This window comes from Caulobacter sp. ErkDOM-E (assembly GCF_048541895.1).
Classification (GTDB): Bacteria; Pseudomonadota; Alphaproteobacteria; order Caulobacterales; family Caulobacteraceae; genus Caulobacter.
Window position 1 is genome coordinate 904,553 of the sequence record NZ_CP183331.1, and the last position, 14,914, is coordinate 919,466.

Consider the following 14,914-nt stretch of genomic DNA (forward strand, 5'->3'; position numbering starts at 1 on the left):
CGCCACACAGTGTGCGTCACACACCATGTGACGCACACGATACGGCGCACACCATGCCCAGCGATACGGACATCTTTGAGCAGCTCCGCCAGGAGCTTCGGCGCGGGACCCTGATCCTGGCCGTGCTGGCCCAGTTGCGGGTCGAGCGCTACGGCTACAGCCTGCGCCAGGCCCTCTCGTCGGTAGGGGTCGAGATCGACGAAGGCGCGCTCTATCCCATGCTGCGCCGGCTGGAAGGGCAGGGCCTGCTGACCAGCGAGTGGCGCGAGGAAGACAAGCGCAAGAAGCGTTTCTACCGCCTGTCGCGCGAGGGCGAGGCCGTTCTGGCCCGGCTGGCCGACGAATGGCGCTCCATCAACGACACCCTGCAACCCCTGCTCTGAGGAGAGGACGGATCATGGATCTGCTCGACCGCTATCTGGGCGCCATCGCCGCCCTGCTGCCCGCCGGCCAACGCCAGGACATCGTCGCCGAGCTGCGCGACGTTCTGATGAGCCGTATCGAGGAGAAGGAGGCCCAGCAGGGCCGCCCGCTCGACAAAAAGGCTCTCGAAGCCCTGTTTCGCGACTTTGGCCATCCCCTGGCCGTGGCCGGCCGCTACGGACCCCAGCGCGCCCTGATTGGGGTGGAGCTCTACCCCTTCTACATTTTCGCGGTGAAGGTGGCCCTGGCCATCGCCCTCGTCGTCGGCGTCATTCCTGCGGTGGTCCAGGGCCTGACGGGCGCGCATGGCGGCATGGCGGGCATCCCCAGCCGCGTGATCCACGACTTCATTCCCACAGCCCTGCAACTGATCGGTGTGATCACCATCATCGGGGCGATGGTCGAGCGCGGCTGGATCAAGACCGGCGACTTTGGCCAGTGGAGGGTCAGCGACCTGCCGCACATCTCGACGAAGAAGTCGTGGTTCCGCACCACCCGCTTCGAGGCCCTGTTCGAGGTCATCTTCATGACCTTCTTCGCCCTGTGGTGGGCCGGCGTCGTGGACTTTCCCGGCAGCCGGGGGCCGTTTGGCCACGACGGCGAACTGCAGATCACGCTGGCGCCGATCCTGACCCAGTTGCACACGCCGATCCTGCTGCTGGCCATCGGCCAGGCGCTGTCCGGCCTGATCCTGGTGATCCGCCCGGCCTGGATCAGGCCGCGGGCGGTGGCCGAGATCGTGCTGTCGATCGCCGGCATCGTCTTGGCCTATGCCCTGTGGCGCGAGATGCCGCTGGTGACCTTCACCGGGCCGGGGGCCTCGGCCGAGGACTTCGTGACCCTTCGCCACGTCACCGACCATACCTTCAGGGTCATCGCCGTGATCGTCGCCGCCGTCTGCGCCGGCAAGATCCTGATCGAGGGCTGGCGGTTGCTGCGGCCGGCCCGGGACGGATCCCGAGCCGGTTGAAGCCCTAGTTCTTCGGCTTGGCGGCGGTGTCGACCACCGCCCCGACCCCGGCTCCAACGACCGCGCCGACCGGTCCGGCGACCACCGCGCCGGTCATGGCGCCGGTCGCCGCCCGCTGCTCCATATTGTGGCCGCAGGCGCTGAGCGCCAGGGCGGAAAGCGTGGCCAGGGCAGCGAGGGAAAGGGTCCGGCAGGCACTGGGTTTGGGGGTCATGGCGCGCTCCTCTTAGACGGTATTTGTCTGGCTTGAGTAACGACGCTCGATGGCGTGGCGTTCCCTGAATCAAGGGGTTTAGAACAGTCCGATCAATGCTTCGCGCTGCGGCAGAGCAGCGATTTTTTTCACTGTCGGGTTTTTCTAGCGAATCAAGGCGTTAACGATCTTGACTGCGGCCAATGGGCCCAGATTCAATGCTGCACTGCGGCATGTGCTTGCGACTCGAGCGCATATCGTTCATAAGCCCGTCATAAGTGGGTTTTCGGCCATATCGTGAAACGGCCGAACCCCCGCTTCTGGGACTGCCCGACAGTAAGATTTCCGGGTTCTCAGAAGTGATTTTGTCGGGGGGCGGTTCGCCCTCGCCGCGCAGGACACGAGTTTTGTATATCAAGTCGCAGACGCGCGCAGATGCGCGCGCGCTGGTCGGCGCCGTATTGGTCGGGTCCGCTACGGGCCTGGCTTTGGGCGCCGTTTATCTGGCGGGTGGGCTTGCCCAGACCGCCAGCCAGCACGCCCGTGTTACACGCCTTGCAGACGGCGCCTCGGAGGGCTTCTCCGACGTCGCCCTGATGAATGCCGCGTCGCGTATGGACCAGGGCGCGCTCGCCGTGGCCCGTCGTCACGACCCCTACACCGTCGCGGGCGCCGCTCAGCGCGACCGCCAGATTTCCCTGCTGGTCGCACGTCTGGAGAACCGCCGAGCCGATGCTTCGGTTCCCCGCAGCGGCCCACTCATGCTGCGCGCCAGCTATGGCGGTCCGTTCAATCCGGCCGCTTCGCCCTTCCGCCTTGGCAATGTGCTGGAGAGCTCGCGCGAGCTCGATTGCCTGGCCGAGGCCGTCTACTACGAAGCCCGTGGCGAGACCCCCAGCGGCCAGGCCGCCGTGGCCCAGGTGGTGCTGAACCGCGTCCGCCATCCGGCTTTCCCGAAATCCATCTGCGGCGTCGTCTTCCAGGGCGCCTATCGCAAGATCGGCTGCCAGTTCAGCTTCGCCTGCGACGGCTCGATGAACCGGGGCCGCGAACGCGGCGCCTGGAGCCGGGCCCAGAAGATCGCCTCGCGCGCCCTGAGCGGGGCCGTGATGAACGAGGTCGGTTCGGCCACCCACTTCCACACCACCGGCGTCGCGCCGGGCTGGGGTCCGCGCCTGCTGAAGGTCGCCCAGGTCGGCATGCACGTGTTCTACCGCTTCGGCGGCCGGGCCGGCGCGCCGGGCGCGTTCTCGTCGACCCCGCGTCCCTCGACCCTGGACGACATGCCCAACGCTCCGGAAATCGCCGGCATCACCGCCGACGGCAAGCCGATGAGCGGTCTGGGGAGCGGTCTTGGCGGCGTCGTCTATGCAGCCAACGCCATCGCTGCGCCGGCCGCCCAGGCCGCGCCGGCCGGCAACGGCATGGGCGGCCCGCTGGGTCAGCTGACCGAGCCGGCTTCCGCGCCGGCCAAGCCGGTGGTCGACAAGAGCTCGGCCGATGGCGTCAGGACGACATCAGGGGCCGCGAGCGCAGCTGCTTCCTGACGGAGCCGGGCATGTGGCTGCTGGCGAAGCGCATCTGCTTGGCCCGCTTGCCCACCATGTAGTGCAGGTCCTTGCCGGTCGCTGACTTGAACACCACCTCGGCGGCGTCCTCGACAGGATAGACTTCCAGCCCGCCCTTCTTGAGGGCGTCGGCCATGTTCTCGTTGCTGCCCGCCGCCCCGGCGTTGAGGATCGGCGTCTCGATGAACCACGGCATCACGCAGGCGACGCTGACGCCGTGCTGGGCGTATTCGACGTCCAGGGCCTCGGACAGGCCGCGCACCGCGAACTTGGTGGCGGAATAGACCGCCAGCTTGGGCGAGCCATAGAGGCCGGCGCAGGACGCCACATTGATCAGCCGCCCGCCGCCGGCCTTGAGCAGCGGCAGGCCGGCCCGCGCGCCGTTGACCACGCCCTTGATGTTGATGTCGATCTGCAGGTCGCAGTCGGCTTCGCTCAGCTCTTCCAGATTGCCGAACCGGGCGATGCCGGCATTGTTGAGCAGGGCGTCCAGCTTGCCGCCGGTCATCCGCCCGAACTCGCCCAGGGCGTTGTCCCAGGCCTGGCGGTCGCGGACGTCCAGCTTGAACGTCGCGCCATTGGCGGGGCCGATGGCCAGCAGGGCGGCTTTCAGGCCTGCGGTGTCGATGTCCGACAGACCGACGAACCAGCCCGCCGCAACGAAGCGCTTGGCGCTGGCCAGGCCGATGCCGCTGGCGGCGCCGGTAATGAAGATGGTCTTGCGGCCCTTGGCAGCAACGTCAGCATTGGCGCTCATCGGCGATCCTCCCCTTATTTGTTATCAGCGATCAGACGCCGAGGACGGGGAGGGGTCAAGACCCGCGCCCACCCAAGAGGTGCTCGGGGGGCGCGGGCGCAAAGGCGCGGATCAGTCGGTCTGATCGTCGGTTTCGGCCTCGGGGCCGTTCTTCTTGAAGGACTCGATGGCGTTCTTGGCCGAGGCCTTCGACGAATAGCCCTCGGTCGAGAACATCACTTCGCTGTTGTAGACGAAGTTGACGCGGAACTCGCCCGCCTTGTCCTTCTTGATTATGAACTTGTAGGCCATGGGTGTCTCCAGCGCGGGATAGGGTGCGTCGGCGTCGCGACGGCTAGACCGTGACTTGCCGCTGGCGCGTGTGTCAATCGAGATGGGCTCGGGAGAATGTGAATGAATATTGACGACCGTCTGGATCAGCTTTCCCGTCAATTGCTCTCGGTTGCCTATGACGACCTGACCGACGTCCAGAAGAGCGTCATCGACCTGATCTGCGACGAGGCCCCGACCGGCCTGAACAAGACGCTGATCAATGACGATCGCACCTTTTGGGACCGGCTGGCCGACTCCGTGGCCAAGGTGGGTGGATCGTGGGCCTTCATCGGCGGATTCAGCGCCGCGCTGATGGCCTGGATCGCGCTGAACGTCGTGCTCAAGCGCTTCGACCTGGCCTTCGACCCCTATCCCTTCATTTTCCTGAACCTGCTGCTGTCGACGGTCGCGGCCCTGCAGGCGCCGGTGATCATGATGAGTCAGAACCGCCAGGCCCTGAAGGACCGCCAGAACGCCGAGCACGACTATGTCGTCAACCTGCGCGCCGAGCTGGAGATCATGCACCTGCACGCCAAGCTGGACGCCCTGCGCGAGCGCGACATCGCCGAACTGAGCCGGCACAACGCCGAGGCCCTGGCCCGGCTGGAGGCCCAGGTGGCGGCGCTGGCTGGAAAGCTAGAGGCGAGGGGCTAGGGCGACGGGCGCCCCCCGGATCGCGCACCGCGCGGCCTTTACTCTTGCACGGGCTGTGACTTTCGAACCGCGACCCGCTGTCGAACAAAGGTCGCTAGACGCGTGGGCGACGAGCGAGAGTGGTCGACGGGAGTTCGCCAAACCTCTCCCGGTAGCGGCGGGCGAAATGCCCGAAGCTGGAGAAGCCGCAGGACAGGGCGATGGAGATCACGGAGTCCTCGCCGCCATCCAGCAATCGTTGATGGGCGTGGTCGAGGCGAAGGTCGCGCAGATAGGTCAGCGGCGCGGTCCCGAGATGCTGCTTGAACCGGCTGAACACGCTCCGAACGCTGACGCTGCAGGCCACTGCAATTTCCTCAACAGTCAGAGGGCGGTTCCAGTTTGCGTGAATGTACTCTTCAAGCACCCGCACATTGGCTACCGAGGCGCTTCTTGGCTCATCGGTAAAGCGTTCAGCAAAGCCGGCGACGTTCTCGAAGAGGAAGGCGGAGCTGAGGGCTTGGCCCATTTCAACGATTGGCCTGTCGATAGGCGTGTCCGCCGCCAGGATCCGGGCCAGGGTTCGAGCGATCTCCTGCGAGCGGAGGCGGGGAGCGGTCGGAAGCGCCTCAAGCGTCCGCACATTCAGTGGGCCAGGGAGTGAATGGCCGATGATGGCCTCCGCCTTAAGGCGCAGCGCGCCTTCGTCAAACTGGGTCACGAGTTGCTTATAGCTGGCGCCATAAGAGGCCAGAAATGACGCGCCGGGCGGAATGATCGTGGTGTTGTCGAGATCGATATCGACCTGCTGTCCCGCCGATGAAAACCGTCCTTGTCCAGACAGGCACAACATCTGTCTGATGCCGGCCATGTCATGGAATTGGATCTCCACGGGCGTGTCGTAGCGGCAATAGTGCAGGTGAACGCCGCCGATTTCCACGCGACGCGCCAGGGCAAAGAAGGGAGCGTCTGTGTGACCGACACTGACGAGGCTTGCCCCGTAATTGAGCCGCAGGCTCTCTGCCAGGCTGTCCTGATCCGTCGCCAACAGAATAGTGCGAGACGACAAGAGCGCATCGTCGCCAGGGGTTGGCCGGTCGCCCGGGCCTCCCTCAAAGGTTGCATCAAGTGTTTTTGCCGTCGAAGTGGAGTAGTATTCCATTTGCGCAGAACAATATTCCAGGAGTGCAAACCAAATATTGTGGCTTCACCTTTGGGATGATTCCTGCACCTTTAGGATTAATTTCACATTTACCAGAGTCATATATTTTGCTGGTTGAGGAATTTAAATTTGAAGTGAAATCGGCAGATCTGAATTTTGTAGATCGCTGAAAATATTTGTCCCCGATTTTAGAGCGCTACATGTTCGGCCTTCGGTCCAGTTCCGACTCGAGCGCCTCGCAGACGTTGGCCGCTATCGCACGTGCGCTGGCCATTTTCGAGTTCGACGCCAGCGGAAAAATCCTGACTGCCAACGAGAACTTCTGCACGGCGCTGGGGTACGCCCTTTCCGAGATCAAGGGGCGGCGCCACAGTCTGTTCGTGGAGCGGGCTTTCGCGCGCAGTCCCGAATATGCTGACTTCTGGGCGAAGCTCGGGCGGGGAGAATTCGATGCGCGGGAGTACTTGCGCATTGGCCAATCTCAGGTCCAGCGCGCATGAACTCGGGGAACTGATGGCACGCTTCCAGACTGGAGGGGACACGACGCGCAGCCGGCCGCAGCCCGCTGGATTGGGTCAGGATCGCCCCGGGCGAAATCCCGTCGCGAGACAGCAGGTGAAGATCGCAGCGGCCATGGGAACAGGTCGAGCGACCCTACAGGCGGGCGGCTGGGACGAAGTCTAGCAAGCAACCGTCCAGCGGGTTGGTGATGAAGGAGCCAGCGTGAACATCATAAGCTTTCAAGGTGCGCGACTGTCGAGAGGTGATGCGCCCGAGCCCGCGGTATACCTCGTCTCGGCGCTGCGCCAGCTTGGCGAGCCCGCGACCTTGGACGAGCTTGCGGCAATCGTAGGCCGAGTCCGCGGTCGGCGCACCGATTGGACCCTTGCTGTTCTCGGCGCGGTCCTCGAGAAGCTGAGCCGTACCGGCTTTGATGAATCGCCTGAAACCCCGGTGTTTCGATTGGTCTCGCTCCCCAGCGGAGAGGCCTGGGCGTTTACGCAGAAGTTCCGCAACGTTCTGAGCAGCCTCGACATGCCAGCCGCGCTGCGCCCCAGTCCGCTACCCGCGTCGCCACCGGTGGAGAACCCATCGCAGGAATTGCCTCACCGACCATCGGTGTAAGTCAGCCCCCCGTCTCAGAAGTTCCAAACCTCTCCGATCGGGCGTCAAGCCCAAGGAAAGCGCCCCGCGCACGCTCCATGCGCAGCGCCGGCTGCATACTTCCTGCGCAGCATGCTGGACGCGGCGCCCCAAATGACCAACAGGGCCTCGCCGATCCCCCGCGACCTCACATCACCCGCGCCAAGCTGCCCGAGTCCTCGTTAGCTCGTTCCCGACAGCCGCCGGACGGGCGGCGCGAGGGGATTTCGTCGGATGGAACTGGGCGCGCGAACACCCACAAGGCGACAGCTGCTGTCCGCCATCGCCGCCGTCGGAGGCACGGCGGCGCTGTATCAGGCCATGACCACCCTGGGCCATGCGGCCGAGACCCAATTCGCCGGACCGCCCAACCTGGCCGGCGCGCGCAAGGGCGCCTCGGTGATCGTGCTGGGGGCGGGCCTGGCCGGGTTGCTGGCGGCCCACGAGCTGACCAAGGCCGGCTACAAGGTGCAGATCCTGGAATATCAGGACCGGGCCGGCGGCCGGAACTGGTCGCTGCGCGGCGGCGACACCTATACCGAGCTGGGCGGGGCCACCCAGAAGGTCGGCTATGCGCCGGGCAACTATTTCAACCCCGGACCCTGGCGCATCCCGCACCATCACAAGACCCTGCTGCATTACTGCAAGCAGTTCGGCGTGGCGCTGGAGCCCTTCATCCAGTTCAACCACAACACCTGGATCCACTCGTCGCAGTCGTTCGGCGGCAAGCCGGTGCGCTTCAAGGCCGCGGCGGCCGACTTCGAGGGCAATGTCGCCGAGCTACTGGCCAAGTCGGTCAACCAGAACGCCCTGGATCAGCAGGTCACGCCCGAGGACCGCGAGCGCCTGCTGGAGGCCCTGAAGGGCTGGGGCATGCTGGACAAGGACTACAAGTACGCTTCCAACCTGCGCTCGGCCTCGCACCGGGGCTATGACCGCCCGCCCGGCGGCGGGATCAACGGCGCGCCGATCCCGTCGGCCCTGTATGATTTCCACGACGTGCTGGACCCGCAGGTCTGGACCTCGATGGCCTTCTTCATGGGTCACGAGATGCAGACCACCATGTTCCAGCCGGTGGGCGGCATGGACATGATCGGCAAGGCTTTCGCCAAACAGGTCGAGGGCCAGATCACCTACAATGCCAAGGTCAGCAAGATCGCGCAGGACGACAAGGGCGTGGCGGTCACCTATGCCGACACCAAGACGGGCAAGGTGGTCACCGCCGAGGCTGACTGGTGCGTCTGCACCATCCCGCTGTCGGTGCTGGGCCAGATCGATACCCAGGTCACCGACGAGATGATGGCCGCCATCAAGGCCGTGCCCTATTCGGGCCAGGTCAAGATCGGCCTGGAGATGAAGCGCCGGTTCTGGGAGGAGGAGGACTCCATCTATGGCGGCCACAGCTTCACCGACCAGGAGATCGCCCTGATCTCCTATCCCAACAGCAATTTCTTCGGCGATGGCCCGGCCGTGCTGCTGGGGGCCTTCGCCCGCGAGATGGGGGCCTATCGCCTGGCCGGCATGACGCCCGAGCAGCGGATCGAGGTGGCCCTGCAACAGGGCTCGGTGCTGCACCCGGCCAGCTATCGCAAGGAGTTCGCCAGCGGGGCCTCTGTGGCCTGGAGCCGGGTGCCCTGGGCCCTGGGCTGCTGCGCCCGCTGGACCGAGGAAACCCGCAAGGAACACTACCAGACCCTGGTGGGCATGGACCGCCGCATCGTCCTGGCCGGCGAGCACGCCTCCTATGTCGGCTGCTGGATGGAGGGCGCGCTGCTCTCATCCATCGACGCCATTACCCGCCTGCACAAGCGCGCCCTGGAGGCCTGAGCATGACCGTTCGTCTTTCCTTTGCGATCATCGGCGGCCTGCTGGCCATCGCCGCGCCCGCTGTCGCTCAGACCCCCGCGGGTGGCGATACCGGCGGCGGCGTGGTTCGCGTCGCCAAACCGGTTACGGGCCAGCAGGTCTATGAGGCCGTCTGCCAGGCCTGCCACATGGCCGACGCCAAGGGCGGCGTGGGCGCGGGGACCATCCCGGCCCTGGCGTCTAATCCCCGTCTGGCCGGGGCGGCCTATCCGATCTCGGCCGTCGTCCTGGGCAAGGGCGGAATGCCCAGCCTGGCGGGACCGCTGGACGATGCGCAGATCGCGCAGGTGGTGACCTATATCCGCACCAGTTTCGGCAACGCCTACCCCAAGCCGGTGACGGCGGCGGATGTCGCCAGGATCCCCCACCCGGCGCGGGGCGGGGGGCACTAGGGAAGGTTCAATCCCACCTCTCCCCGTACCTTCACTCCGCTCTCCCCGGCGAAGGCCGGGGCCCAGATTCAGCCTGAGCGTTTGGGGATGACTCGCCGTCTGGCAGGGCCAAATTGACGGCCTTTTCGGGTTCGATCTGGGCCCCGGCCTTCGCCGGGGAGAGCGGAGAAAAATAGGCTGAGAACCTTACCCAGCTGCCGTCGCTCATCCCGCCTTGGCCGTGCGTCGCAGCGACTGGGGCGGCTGGCCGAACGCTCGGATGAAGGCGCGGCGCATCCGTTCCGGATCGCCAAAGCCGGTCTCGAGGGCCACGTCCTCGACCTGTAGCGGCTGGCTGTCCAGCAGGGCGCGGGCGGCCTCGACGCGCAGGCGTTCCACGGCCTTGGCCGGGGTGACCCCGGTCTCGGCGGCGAACAGGCGCGCGAAGTTGCGCGGGCTCATCGCGGCGCGGTCGGCCAGCTGCTCGACGCTCAAGGCTTCGGCCAGGTTCTCGCGGGCCCAGGCCATGACGGAGTCAAAGCGCCCGGCCTTCAGGTCGATCAGGGCCGAGAACTGAGACTGGCCGCCGGGGCGGCGGTGATAGACCACCAGCTGCTGGGCTACCCGCCGGGCCACGGGCTCGCCCTCGTCGGCGCCGATCAGGGCCAGGGACAGGTCGATACCGGCGGTGATGCCGGCCGAGCTCCAGATCATGCCGTCCTGGACGAAGATCCTGTCGGGCTCGAGCTTGATGGCCGGATAGCGCTTCTGGATGTCTTTCGTCCGGCTCCAGTGGGTGGTGGCGCGCTTGCCGTCCAGCAGGCCGGCCTGCGCCAGGATGTAGGTTCCCGAACAGACGCTGGCGACCCGGCGGGCCTTCTTTGCGGTGTCACGCACATAGGCCAGGGTGGCCTCACAGATCGCGGGCCCATGCACCCCGTCGCCGCCCGAAACGATCAGGGTGTCCAGAGGCGGCGCGTCAGCCAGGGCGGTGGTGGCGACGGCCATGCCCGACGAGCTGGCCACCATGCCGCCGTCGCGCGACAGGAACACTAGGCGGTAGGCCCCCGGCGAGAACCGCGCGGCGATCTCGAACGTGGCGATCGGTCCCGTGGCGTCCAGCAGCTGGAAGTCCGGAAAGACCAGAAAGCCGATCGTGCGGGGCATGGCGGAATCCGAGGGAATTATGTCATTTCCGCCAGACGCTAGGCGCGGGATGATGCGGCGTCAATCACGGAGGCGTCGATGACCCAGACCCAGCCCCTCAACATCGTCTTCGCCCTGTTTCCGGGCGTTACCCACCTGGACTTCACCGGGCCTCACCAGATCCTGTGCCGTCTTCCCGGCGCGAAACTCATGGTCGCCAGTCTTGAAGGCGGCGAGATCGAGGCTGATGGTCTGATCTTTGCGCACCTGCCGCGCCTGGCCGATGTCGAGGCGTGCGACGTGCTGGTGGTGCCCGGCGGCTTCGGGACCACGGAGGCGATGGCCAATCCCGCCTTCCTCGACGAGATCCGCCGCCTAGCCTGGGGCGCGCGCTATGTGACCTCGGTCTGCACGGGCTCGCTGGTGCTGGGCGCGGCGGGCCTGCTGAAGGGCAAGCGCGCGGCCTGCCACTGGGCGTGGCGCGATCAGCTGTCGCTGTTCGGCGCGATCCCTGATCCGGCCCGCGTGGTGCGCGACGGCAATGTGTTCACCGGCGGCGGCGTCACCGCCGGCATCGACTTCGCCCTGACCATCGCCGCCGAGATCGCCGGCGAGGACGTGGCCCAAGCCATCCAGCTGGGCGTCGAGTACGCCCCCGCGCCGCCGTTCAATTCGGGACGGCCGGAAACCGCGCCGGCCAAGGTGCTGGAGCGCGTGCAGCGGATGTACGGCTCCGGCATGGCCGAGCGTTTGGCGGCGGCCGAGAAGGCCGGCGCGCTGGTCTAGGGATTCGCACCGTCGCGAAAATGCCTGTCATCCCGGACAAGCCCGGCGAAAGCCGGGCGCAGATCCGGGACCGCCGGAAGCGCTTGCGTTCACGCGTCGGTCCCGGATCTTCGCGCTGAGCGCTCGTCCGGGATGACAATCGTTTTTGGTCATAGGCGACAGCCCTGCCCATCCGCCGACGGGAAGGGGGATTCGACTTTCCCCCATCCTCCTCTACCTTCCCCCCCCAAAGCCGGCGATCGACCGGCGCGGGGGAGGGGATGTCATGCGCAAGCCATGGCTGTTGTTCGTGCTGGGCTTGGTCCTGGTTTTGGGCGGAAGCGCGCTGGCCTGGAAGGTCCAGACGGCGGGCGGGATCAAGGTCACCGAGGTGACCTTCGCCGGAACGGGCGGCACGCCGATGAGTGGCCTGCTCTACACGCCCCCCAACGCCACCTCAGCGACGCCGGCCCCCGGCGTGCTGGCCGTGCACGGCTATATCAATTCCCGCGAGACCCAGAGCGGCTTTGCCATCGAGTTCGCCCGGCGCGGCTATGTGGTGCTGGCCCTCGACCAGACCGGCCATGGCTATAGCGGCGGGGCGGCGTTCTCGAACGGCTTTGGTGGTCCCGATGGCCTGAAATACCTGCGCAGCCTGCCGACCGTCGATCCCGCCAATATCGGCCTGGAAGGCCACAGCATGGGCGGCTGGACGGTGCTGGCCGCCGCCGCGACGATGCCGGACGCCTACAGGGCGGTGGTGCTGGAGGGCTCATCCACCGGCAAGCCGTTCGCCGCCGACGGCTCGCCAGCCTGGCCGCGCAACCTGGCCCTGGTGTTCAGCCAGTATGACGAGTTCTCAAAGCTGATGTGGGGCGTCGACCGGGCGAAAGACGTCACCCGCAGCGCCAAGCTGCAGGCCGTGTTCGGGACGACGGCGCCGGTTGAGCCGGGCAAGGTCTATGGCTCGGTCGAGGGCGGAACCGCCCGGGTGCTCCACACCCCCGCCACCACCCATCCCGGCGACCACATCTCGCCCGCCGCCATCGGCCACGCGCTGGACTGGTTCGCCCTGACCCTGAAGGGCGGAACGCCGCGTCCGGCCAGCGACCAGATCTGGATGTGGAAGGAAGCCGGCACGGGCGTCGCCCTGATCGGCGCCGTCGTGTTGCTGCTGGGGACGTTCCAGCTGCTGCTGACCCTGCCGCTGTTTGCATCTCTGCGTCAGCCGATCCAGCCCACCGTCGCCCGCCGTGACGGCGGCTGGTGGCGCGGCGTCGCCCTAACCGCCCTGCTGCCGGCCCTGACCTATTTCCCGTTCTTCATCCTGGGCATGGTCGCCCTGCCGCCCAACGCCATCCTCAAGCAGGGGATCACCAATCAGGTCCTGACCTGGGCCGTGCTGACCGCCCTGATCACCCTGGGTCTGGCCGCCCTGGGCAAGCGCGACAAGCCGGCGTTCAGCCGTTCCCTGCGACTGTCTGTGCTGATCGGCATCCTCAGCGTGGGCGTGGTCTATGGCGCGCTGGAGCTGGTCCATCGCCTGTTCCTGGTCGATTTCCGCTTCTGGGTCGTGGCTCTCAAGCGTCTCAGCCTAGGTCAGGCCGATCAGGTGCTGGTCTATGTGCTGCCCCTGACCCTGGCCTTTGGCGTCACCCTGCGCACCCTGCTGGCCCGCATTCCGGTGGCAGGCGAGAGCAACCTGGCCCGCTATGCCAGCGCCGTCCTGGCCCTGAGCGGCGGCTTTGCCCTGCTGCTGGTCCTGGACTATGGCGCGCTGTTCCTGACCGGCCACCTGCCCACGGCCTTCGACCCGCTGTCGACCGTGGTGGCCATTCAGTTCCTGCCGCTGACCGCCCTGATGGCGGTGATCGGCGTCTTCACCTGGAAGCGCACCGGCGGCTATGCGACGGCCAGCGTGATCTGCGGCCTGCTGCTGACCTGGTACATGGTGGCGGGGACGGCGACCCAGGTAGTGTAGGGCTCAGGCTTCGGCGGCGATCTGGCGGAGGGCCTTCTCGAAATACTCCGCCGGCTGGCCGCCCGAGATCAGGTAGCGGTCATTGATGATCACGGCGGGGACCGAGCTGATGCCCGCCGTGTGCCAGGCGCGTTCGGCGTCGCGGACCTCCTGGGTGTATTGGCCGGAGGCCAGCACGTCGCGGGCCGCCGCGCCGTCCAGGCCGGCCTTCTGCGCGGTCGCCACCAGCACGTCGTGGTCGGCGGGGCTGAGGCCATCGGTGAAATAGGCGTCGAACAGCGCGCGCTTCAGGGCTTTCTGGCCACCAACAATGCCGGCCCAGTGCAGCAGGCGGTGGGCGTCGAAGGTGTTGTAGATCCGGCTGGTCTCGCTGGTCTTCATCGTGAAGCCTACCGAGGCCGCCCGCTCGTGGATGGCCTTGCGGTTGACGGCCGACTGCTCCGGCGTCGCGCCATATTTCTCGCCGATATGCTCGACGATGTTCTGACCTTCGGGCGGCATGTTGGGATTGAGCTCGAAGGGCTGGAAATGGATCTCCGCCTCGACCAGATCCCCCACGCGCTCCAGCGCCGTCTCCAGCCCGCCCAGGCCGACGATGCACCAGGGGCAGGAGACGTCGGAGACGAAATCGATCTTCAGGGGCTTGGTCATGGGCGAGGTCCTGGCGGGGTGCGCTTGCAGATATAGGCGTGGACGCGGGCGGTTCCAGCCCGGCGGTGGCCTTGGCGTTGTGTAGCGATTTGGTTGATCCGCTTCGGAAGCTCCCGGCTTCGGCGGACGGGCCTAAGACCAAGCGCCGCTGAGCTCGACTCCTTGCGCTCCACATACCTCGTCACCCCGGGACTTGTTCCCGGGGCCCATTGTGCAGCCGCTGGTGCGGCGCAGAATAGAACTCTCACGAGGAAGCTGACCGATGGGCCCCGGGAACAAGTCCCGGGGTGACGGGATATCTTCAGATTTGGGCCCTCTGAGGTCGGGATCAACGGCCGTAGGCCTGAGGTTCCTTCCGACCTGACGGCGTCATCAGGGCGCTGACGATCTGCCGGGTCAGGACCTCCGGCGCGCACCAAGGGTAGCCGGATATGGTGACATGGCTGTGGGCTATGCCCAGCAGGCCGCAGAGCAGGGCTTCGCTCCGGGGCTTCAGGTCTGCCTCGCCCTGACTTCCCAGGACGTCACGCACCAGACCAAAGAACAGCTGGTGGTGGCCGACGGCGGCGGAGGACTCCAGAAAGCTGCTGACCTCGGCCTGGCTGACGCCTTCGGTCATGAACACCAGTCGATAGCGCTCCGGGTTCCCGACCCAGTAGCGGACATAGTGAGCGGCGACAGCGGTGAGGCGATCGGCGGGGCTGTCGATCGACCCTGCCAGGGCGCTCAACTCGGCGAACACCTCATCATAGATCCCTGCCCAGAGATGGCTGAGGATGTCGGCCTTGCTGGCGAAATAGGCATAGAGGGTCATCGGTGTGCAGCCGACCTCCTTGGCCAGCCGGCGCATGGACACAGATGCGTAGCCCTCTTCGCGAAACAGCAGCGCGGCGGCATTGGCCACCTTTTTCCGCATCGCCACGATGTCGCCACCGCTCCGCGCCGGTCGGCCTCTGCGCGCGCTCACGGTTCC

17 protein-coding genes are annotated in these 14,914 nt (G+C 66.4%); 10 read left to right on the top strand and 7 right to left on the bottom strand.

The window, feature by feature from the left end:
* Positions 1-53: 53 nt before the first annotated feature.
* Together ACN2C7_RS04470 and ACN2C7_RS04475 are read left to right on the top strand one after the other, a co-directional pair.
* Positions 54-383: a PadR family transcriptional regulator gene (locus ACN2C7_RS04470; RefSeq protein ID WP_419320099.1), complete on the top strand. Its 330-nt coding sequence runs from the start codon at positions 54-56 to the stop codon at positions 381-383.
* A 14-nt stretch (positions 384-397) separates the two neighbouring features.
* Entirely contained in the window at positions 398-1,393 is a 996-nt protein-coding gene (locus tag ACN2C7_RS04475; RefSeq protein WP_419320100.1) for a hypothetical protein, read from the top strand.
* Positions 1,394-1,397: 4 nt separating this feature from the next.
* Here ACN2C7_RS04475 and ACN2C7_RS04480 read toward each other — a convergent pair whose 3' ends face one another.
* Positions 1,398-1,607 (bottom strand): hypothetical protein, encoded by a 210-nt coding sequence (locus ACN2C7_RS04480; RefSeq protein WP_419320101.1) that lies wholly within the window; start codon positions 1,605-1,607, stop codon positions 1,398-1,400.
* Between the two features lie 386 nt (positions 1,608-1,993).
* Here ACN2C7_RS04480 and ACN2C7_RS04485 point away from each other — a divergent pair, with 386 nt between their 5' ends.
* The gene (locus ACN2C7_RS04485) at positions 1,994-3,133 is read left to right on the top strand and encodes a cell wall hydrolase (protein ID WP_419320103.1); all 1,140 of its coding nucleotides are present in this window, start codon (positions 1,994-1,996) and stop codon (positions 3,131-3,133) included.
* Here the strand turns inward: ACN2C7_RS04485 and ACN2C7_RS04490 are convergent.
* Together ACN2C7_RS04490 and ACN2C7_RS04495 are read right to left on the bottom strand one after the other, a co-directional pair.
* Positions 3,093-3,911: an SDR family oxidoreductase gene (locus ACN2C7_RS04490; protein ID WP_419320105.1), complete on the bottom strand. Its 819-nt coding sequence runs from the start codon at positions 3,909-3,911 to the stop codon at positions 3,093-3,095. The genes ACN2C7_RS04485 and ACN2C7_RS04490 overlap by 41 nt on opposite strands.
* A gap of 111 nt (positions 3,912-4,022) precedes the next feature.
* Positions 4,023-4,202 (bottom strand): YegP family protein, encoded by a 180-nt coding sequence (locus ACN2C7_RS04495; protein WP_419254254.1) that lies wholly within the window; start codon positions 4,200-4,202, stop codon positions 4,023-4,025.
* Positions 4,203-4,304: 102 nt separating this feature from the next.
* Between ACN2C7_RS04495 and ACN2C7_RS04500 the strand changes: the two genes are divergently transcribed.
* Entirely contained in the window at positions 4,305-4,877 is a 573-nt protein-coding gene (locus tag ACN2C7_RS04500; RefSeq protein WP_419320106.1) for a DUF1003 domain-containing protein, read from the top strand.
* A 94-nt stretch (positions 4,878-4,971) separates the two neighbouring features.
* On the opposite strand, the gene ACN2C7_RS04505 is transcribed toward ACN2C7_RS04500, so the two are convergent.
* Positions 4,972-6,018: an AraC family transcriptional regulator gene (locus tag ACN2C7_RS04505; protein ID WP_419320107.1), complete on the bottom strand. Its 1,047-nt coding sequence runs from the start codon at positions 6,016-6,018 to the stop codon at positions 4,972-4,974.
* 200 nt (positions 6,019-6,218) lie between these two features.
* Between ACN2C7_RS04505 and ACN2C7_RS04510 the strand changes: the two genes are divergently transcribed.
* The 4 genes from ACN2C7_RS04510 to ACN2C7_RS04525 all read left to right on the top strand — a co-directional run bounded on the left by ACN2C7_RS04510 (position 6,219) and on the right by ACN2C7_RS04525 (position 9,419).
* A complete protein-coding gene (locus ACN2C7_RS04510; protein WP_419320108.1) occupies positions 6,219-6,518 on the top strand; it encodes a PAS domain S-box protein in 300 nt (99 codons plus the stop codon).
* Between the two features lie 223 nt (positions 6,519-6,741).
* Positions 6,742-7,143: a hypothetical protein gene (locus tag ACN2C7_RS04515; protein ID WP_419320110.1), complete on the top strand. Its 402-nt coding sequence runs from the start codon at positions 6,742-6,744 to the stop codon at positions 7,141-7,143.
* Between the two features lie 252 nt (positions 7,144-7,395).
* Positions 7,396-8,988 carry a flavin monoamine oxidase family protein gene (locus ACN2C7_RS04520; RefSeq protein WP_419320111.1) on the top strand — a complete coding sequence of 531 codons (1,593 nt, stop codon included), beginning with the start codon at positions 7,396-7,398 and terminating at the stop codon, positions 8,986-8,988.
* Positions 8,989-8,990: 2 nt separating this feature from the next.
* Entirely contained in the window at positions 8,991-9,419 is a 429-nt protein-coding gene (locus ACN2C7_RS04525) for a c-type cytochrome (protein WP_419320112.1), read from the top strand.
* A gap of 204 nt (positions 9,420-9,623) precedes the next feature.
* Here the strand turns inward: ACN2C7_RS04525 and ACN2C7_RS04530 are convergent, their stop codons facing one another.
* Positions 9,624-10,565: a GlxA family transcriptional regulator gene (locus tag ACN2C7_RS04530; protein ID WP_419320113.1), complete on the bottom strand. Its 942-nt coding sequence runs from the start codon at positions 10,563-10,565 to the stop codon at positions 9,624-9,626.
* Between the two features lie 78 nt (positions 10,566-10,643).
* Here ACN2C7_RS04530 and ACN2C7_RS04535 point away from each other — a divergent pair, with 78 nt between their 5' ends.
* Together ACN2C7_RS04535 and ACN2C7_RS04540 are read left to right on the top strand one after the other, a co-directional pair.
* Positions 10,644-11,330, top strand: a complete 687-nt coding sequence (locus tag ACN2C7_RS04535; RefSeq protein WP_419320114.1) for a DJ-1/PfpI family protein — start codon at positions 10,644-10,646, stop codon at positions 11,328-11,330.
* A gap of 265 nt (positions 11,331-11,595) precedes the next feature.
* On the top strand, positions 11,596-13,290 hold the full coding sequence (locus tag ACN2C7_RS04540) for an alpha/beta fold hydrolase (protein ID WP_419320115.1): 1,695 nt from the start codon (positions 11,596-11,598) through the stop codon (positions 13,288-13,290).
* 3 nt (positions 13,291-13,293) lie between these two features.
* Here ACN2C7_RS04540 and ACN2C7_RS04545 read toward each other — a convergent pair whose 3' ends face one another.
* Together ACN2C7_RS04545 and ACN2C7_RS04550 are read right to left on the bottom strand one after the other, a co-directional pair.
* Complete coding sequence (locus tag ACN2C7_RS04545) at positions 13,294-13,941, bottom strand: DsbA family oxidoreductase (RefSeq protein ID WP_419320116.1); 648 nt, start codon at positions 13,939-13,941, stop codon at positions 13,294-13,296.
* Positions 13,942-14,269: 328 nt separating this feature from the next.
* Positions 14,270-14,857 carry a TetR/AcrR family transcriptional regulator gene (locus ACN2C7_RS04550; protein ID WP_419321403.1) on the bottom strand — a complete coding sequence of 196 codons (588 nt, stop codon included), beginning with the start codon at positions 14,855-14,857 and terminating at the stop codon, positions 14,270-14,272.
* Positions 14,858-14,914 lie beyond the last annotated feature (57 nt).

Bases quoted from the DNA above. Each gene is read 5' to 3' on its own strand.
- ACN2C7_RS04510 (WP_419320108.1), top strand. From the start codon at position 6,219: ATGTTCGGCCTTCGGTCCAGTTCCGACTCGAGCGCCTCGCAGACGTTG.
- ACN2C7_RS04470 (WP_419320099.1), top strand. From the start codon at position 54: ATGCCCAGCGATACGGACATCTTTGAGCAGCTCCGCCAGGAGCTTCGG.
- ACN2C7_RS04535 (WP_419320114.1), top strand. From the start codon at position 10,644: ATGACCCAGACCCAGCCCCTCAACATCGTCTTCGCCCTGTTTCCGGGC.
- ACN2C7_RS04475 (WP_419320100.1), top strand. From the start codon at position 398: ATGGATCTGCTCGACCGCTATCTGGGCGCCATCGCCGCCCTGCTGCCC.
- ACN2C7_RS04550 (WP_419321403.1), bottom strand. From the start codon at position 14,857: ATGCGGAAAAAGGTGGCCAATGCCGCCGCGCTGCTGTTTCGCGAAGAG.
- ACN2C7_RS04525 (WP_419320112.1), top strand. From the start codon at position 8,991: ATGACCGTTCGTCTTTCCTTTGCGATCATCGGCGGCCTGCTGGCCATC.
- ACN2C7_RS04495 (WP_419254254.1), bottom strand. From the start codon at position 4,202: ATGGCCTACAAGTTCATAATCAAGAAGGACAAGGCGGGCGAGTTCCGC.
- ACN2C7_RS04490 (WP_419320105.1), bottom strand. From the start codon at position 3,911: ATGAGCGCCAATGCTGACGTTGCTGCCAAGGGCCGCAAGACCATCTTC.
- ACN2C7_RS04545 (WP_419320116.1), bottom strand. From the start codon at position 13,941: ATGACCAAGCCCCTGAAGATCGATTTCGTCTCCGACGTCTCCTGCCCC.
- ACN2C7_RS04480 (WP_419320101.1), bottom strand. From the start codon at position 1,607: ATGACCCCCAAACCCAGTGCCTGCCGGACCCTTTCCCTCGCTGCCCTG.
- ACN2C7_RS04500 (WP_419320106.1), top strand. From the start codon at position 4,305: ATGAATATTGACGACCGTCTGGATCAGCTTTCCCGTCAATTGCTCTCG.
- ACN2C7_RS04540 (WP_419320115.1), top strand. From the start codon at position 11,596: ATGCGCAAGCCATGGCTGTTGTTCGTGCTGGGCTTGGTCCTGGTTTTG.
- ACN2C7_RS04530 (WP_419320113.1), bottom strand. From the start codon at position 10,565: ATGCCCCGCACGATCGGCTTTCTGGTCTTTCCGGACTTCCAGCTGCTG.
- ACN2C7_RS04520 (WP_419320111.1), top strand. From the start codon at position 7,396: ATGGAACTGGGCGCGCGAACACCCACAAGGCGACAGCTGCTGTCCGCC.
- ACN2C7_RS04505 (WP_419320107.1), bottom strand. From the start codon at position 6,018: ATGGAATACTACTCCACTTCGACGGCAAAAACACTTGATGCAACCTTT.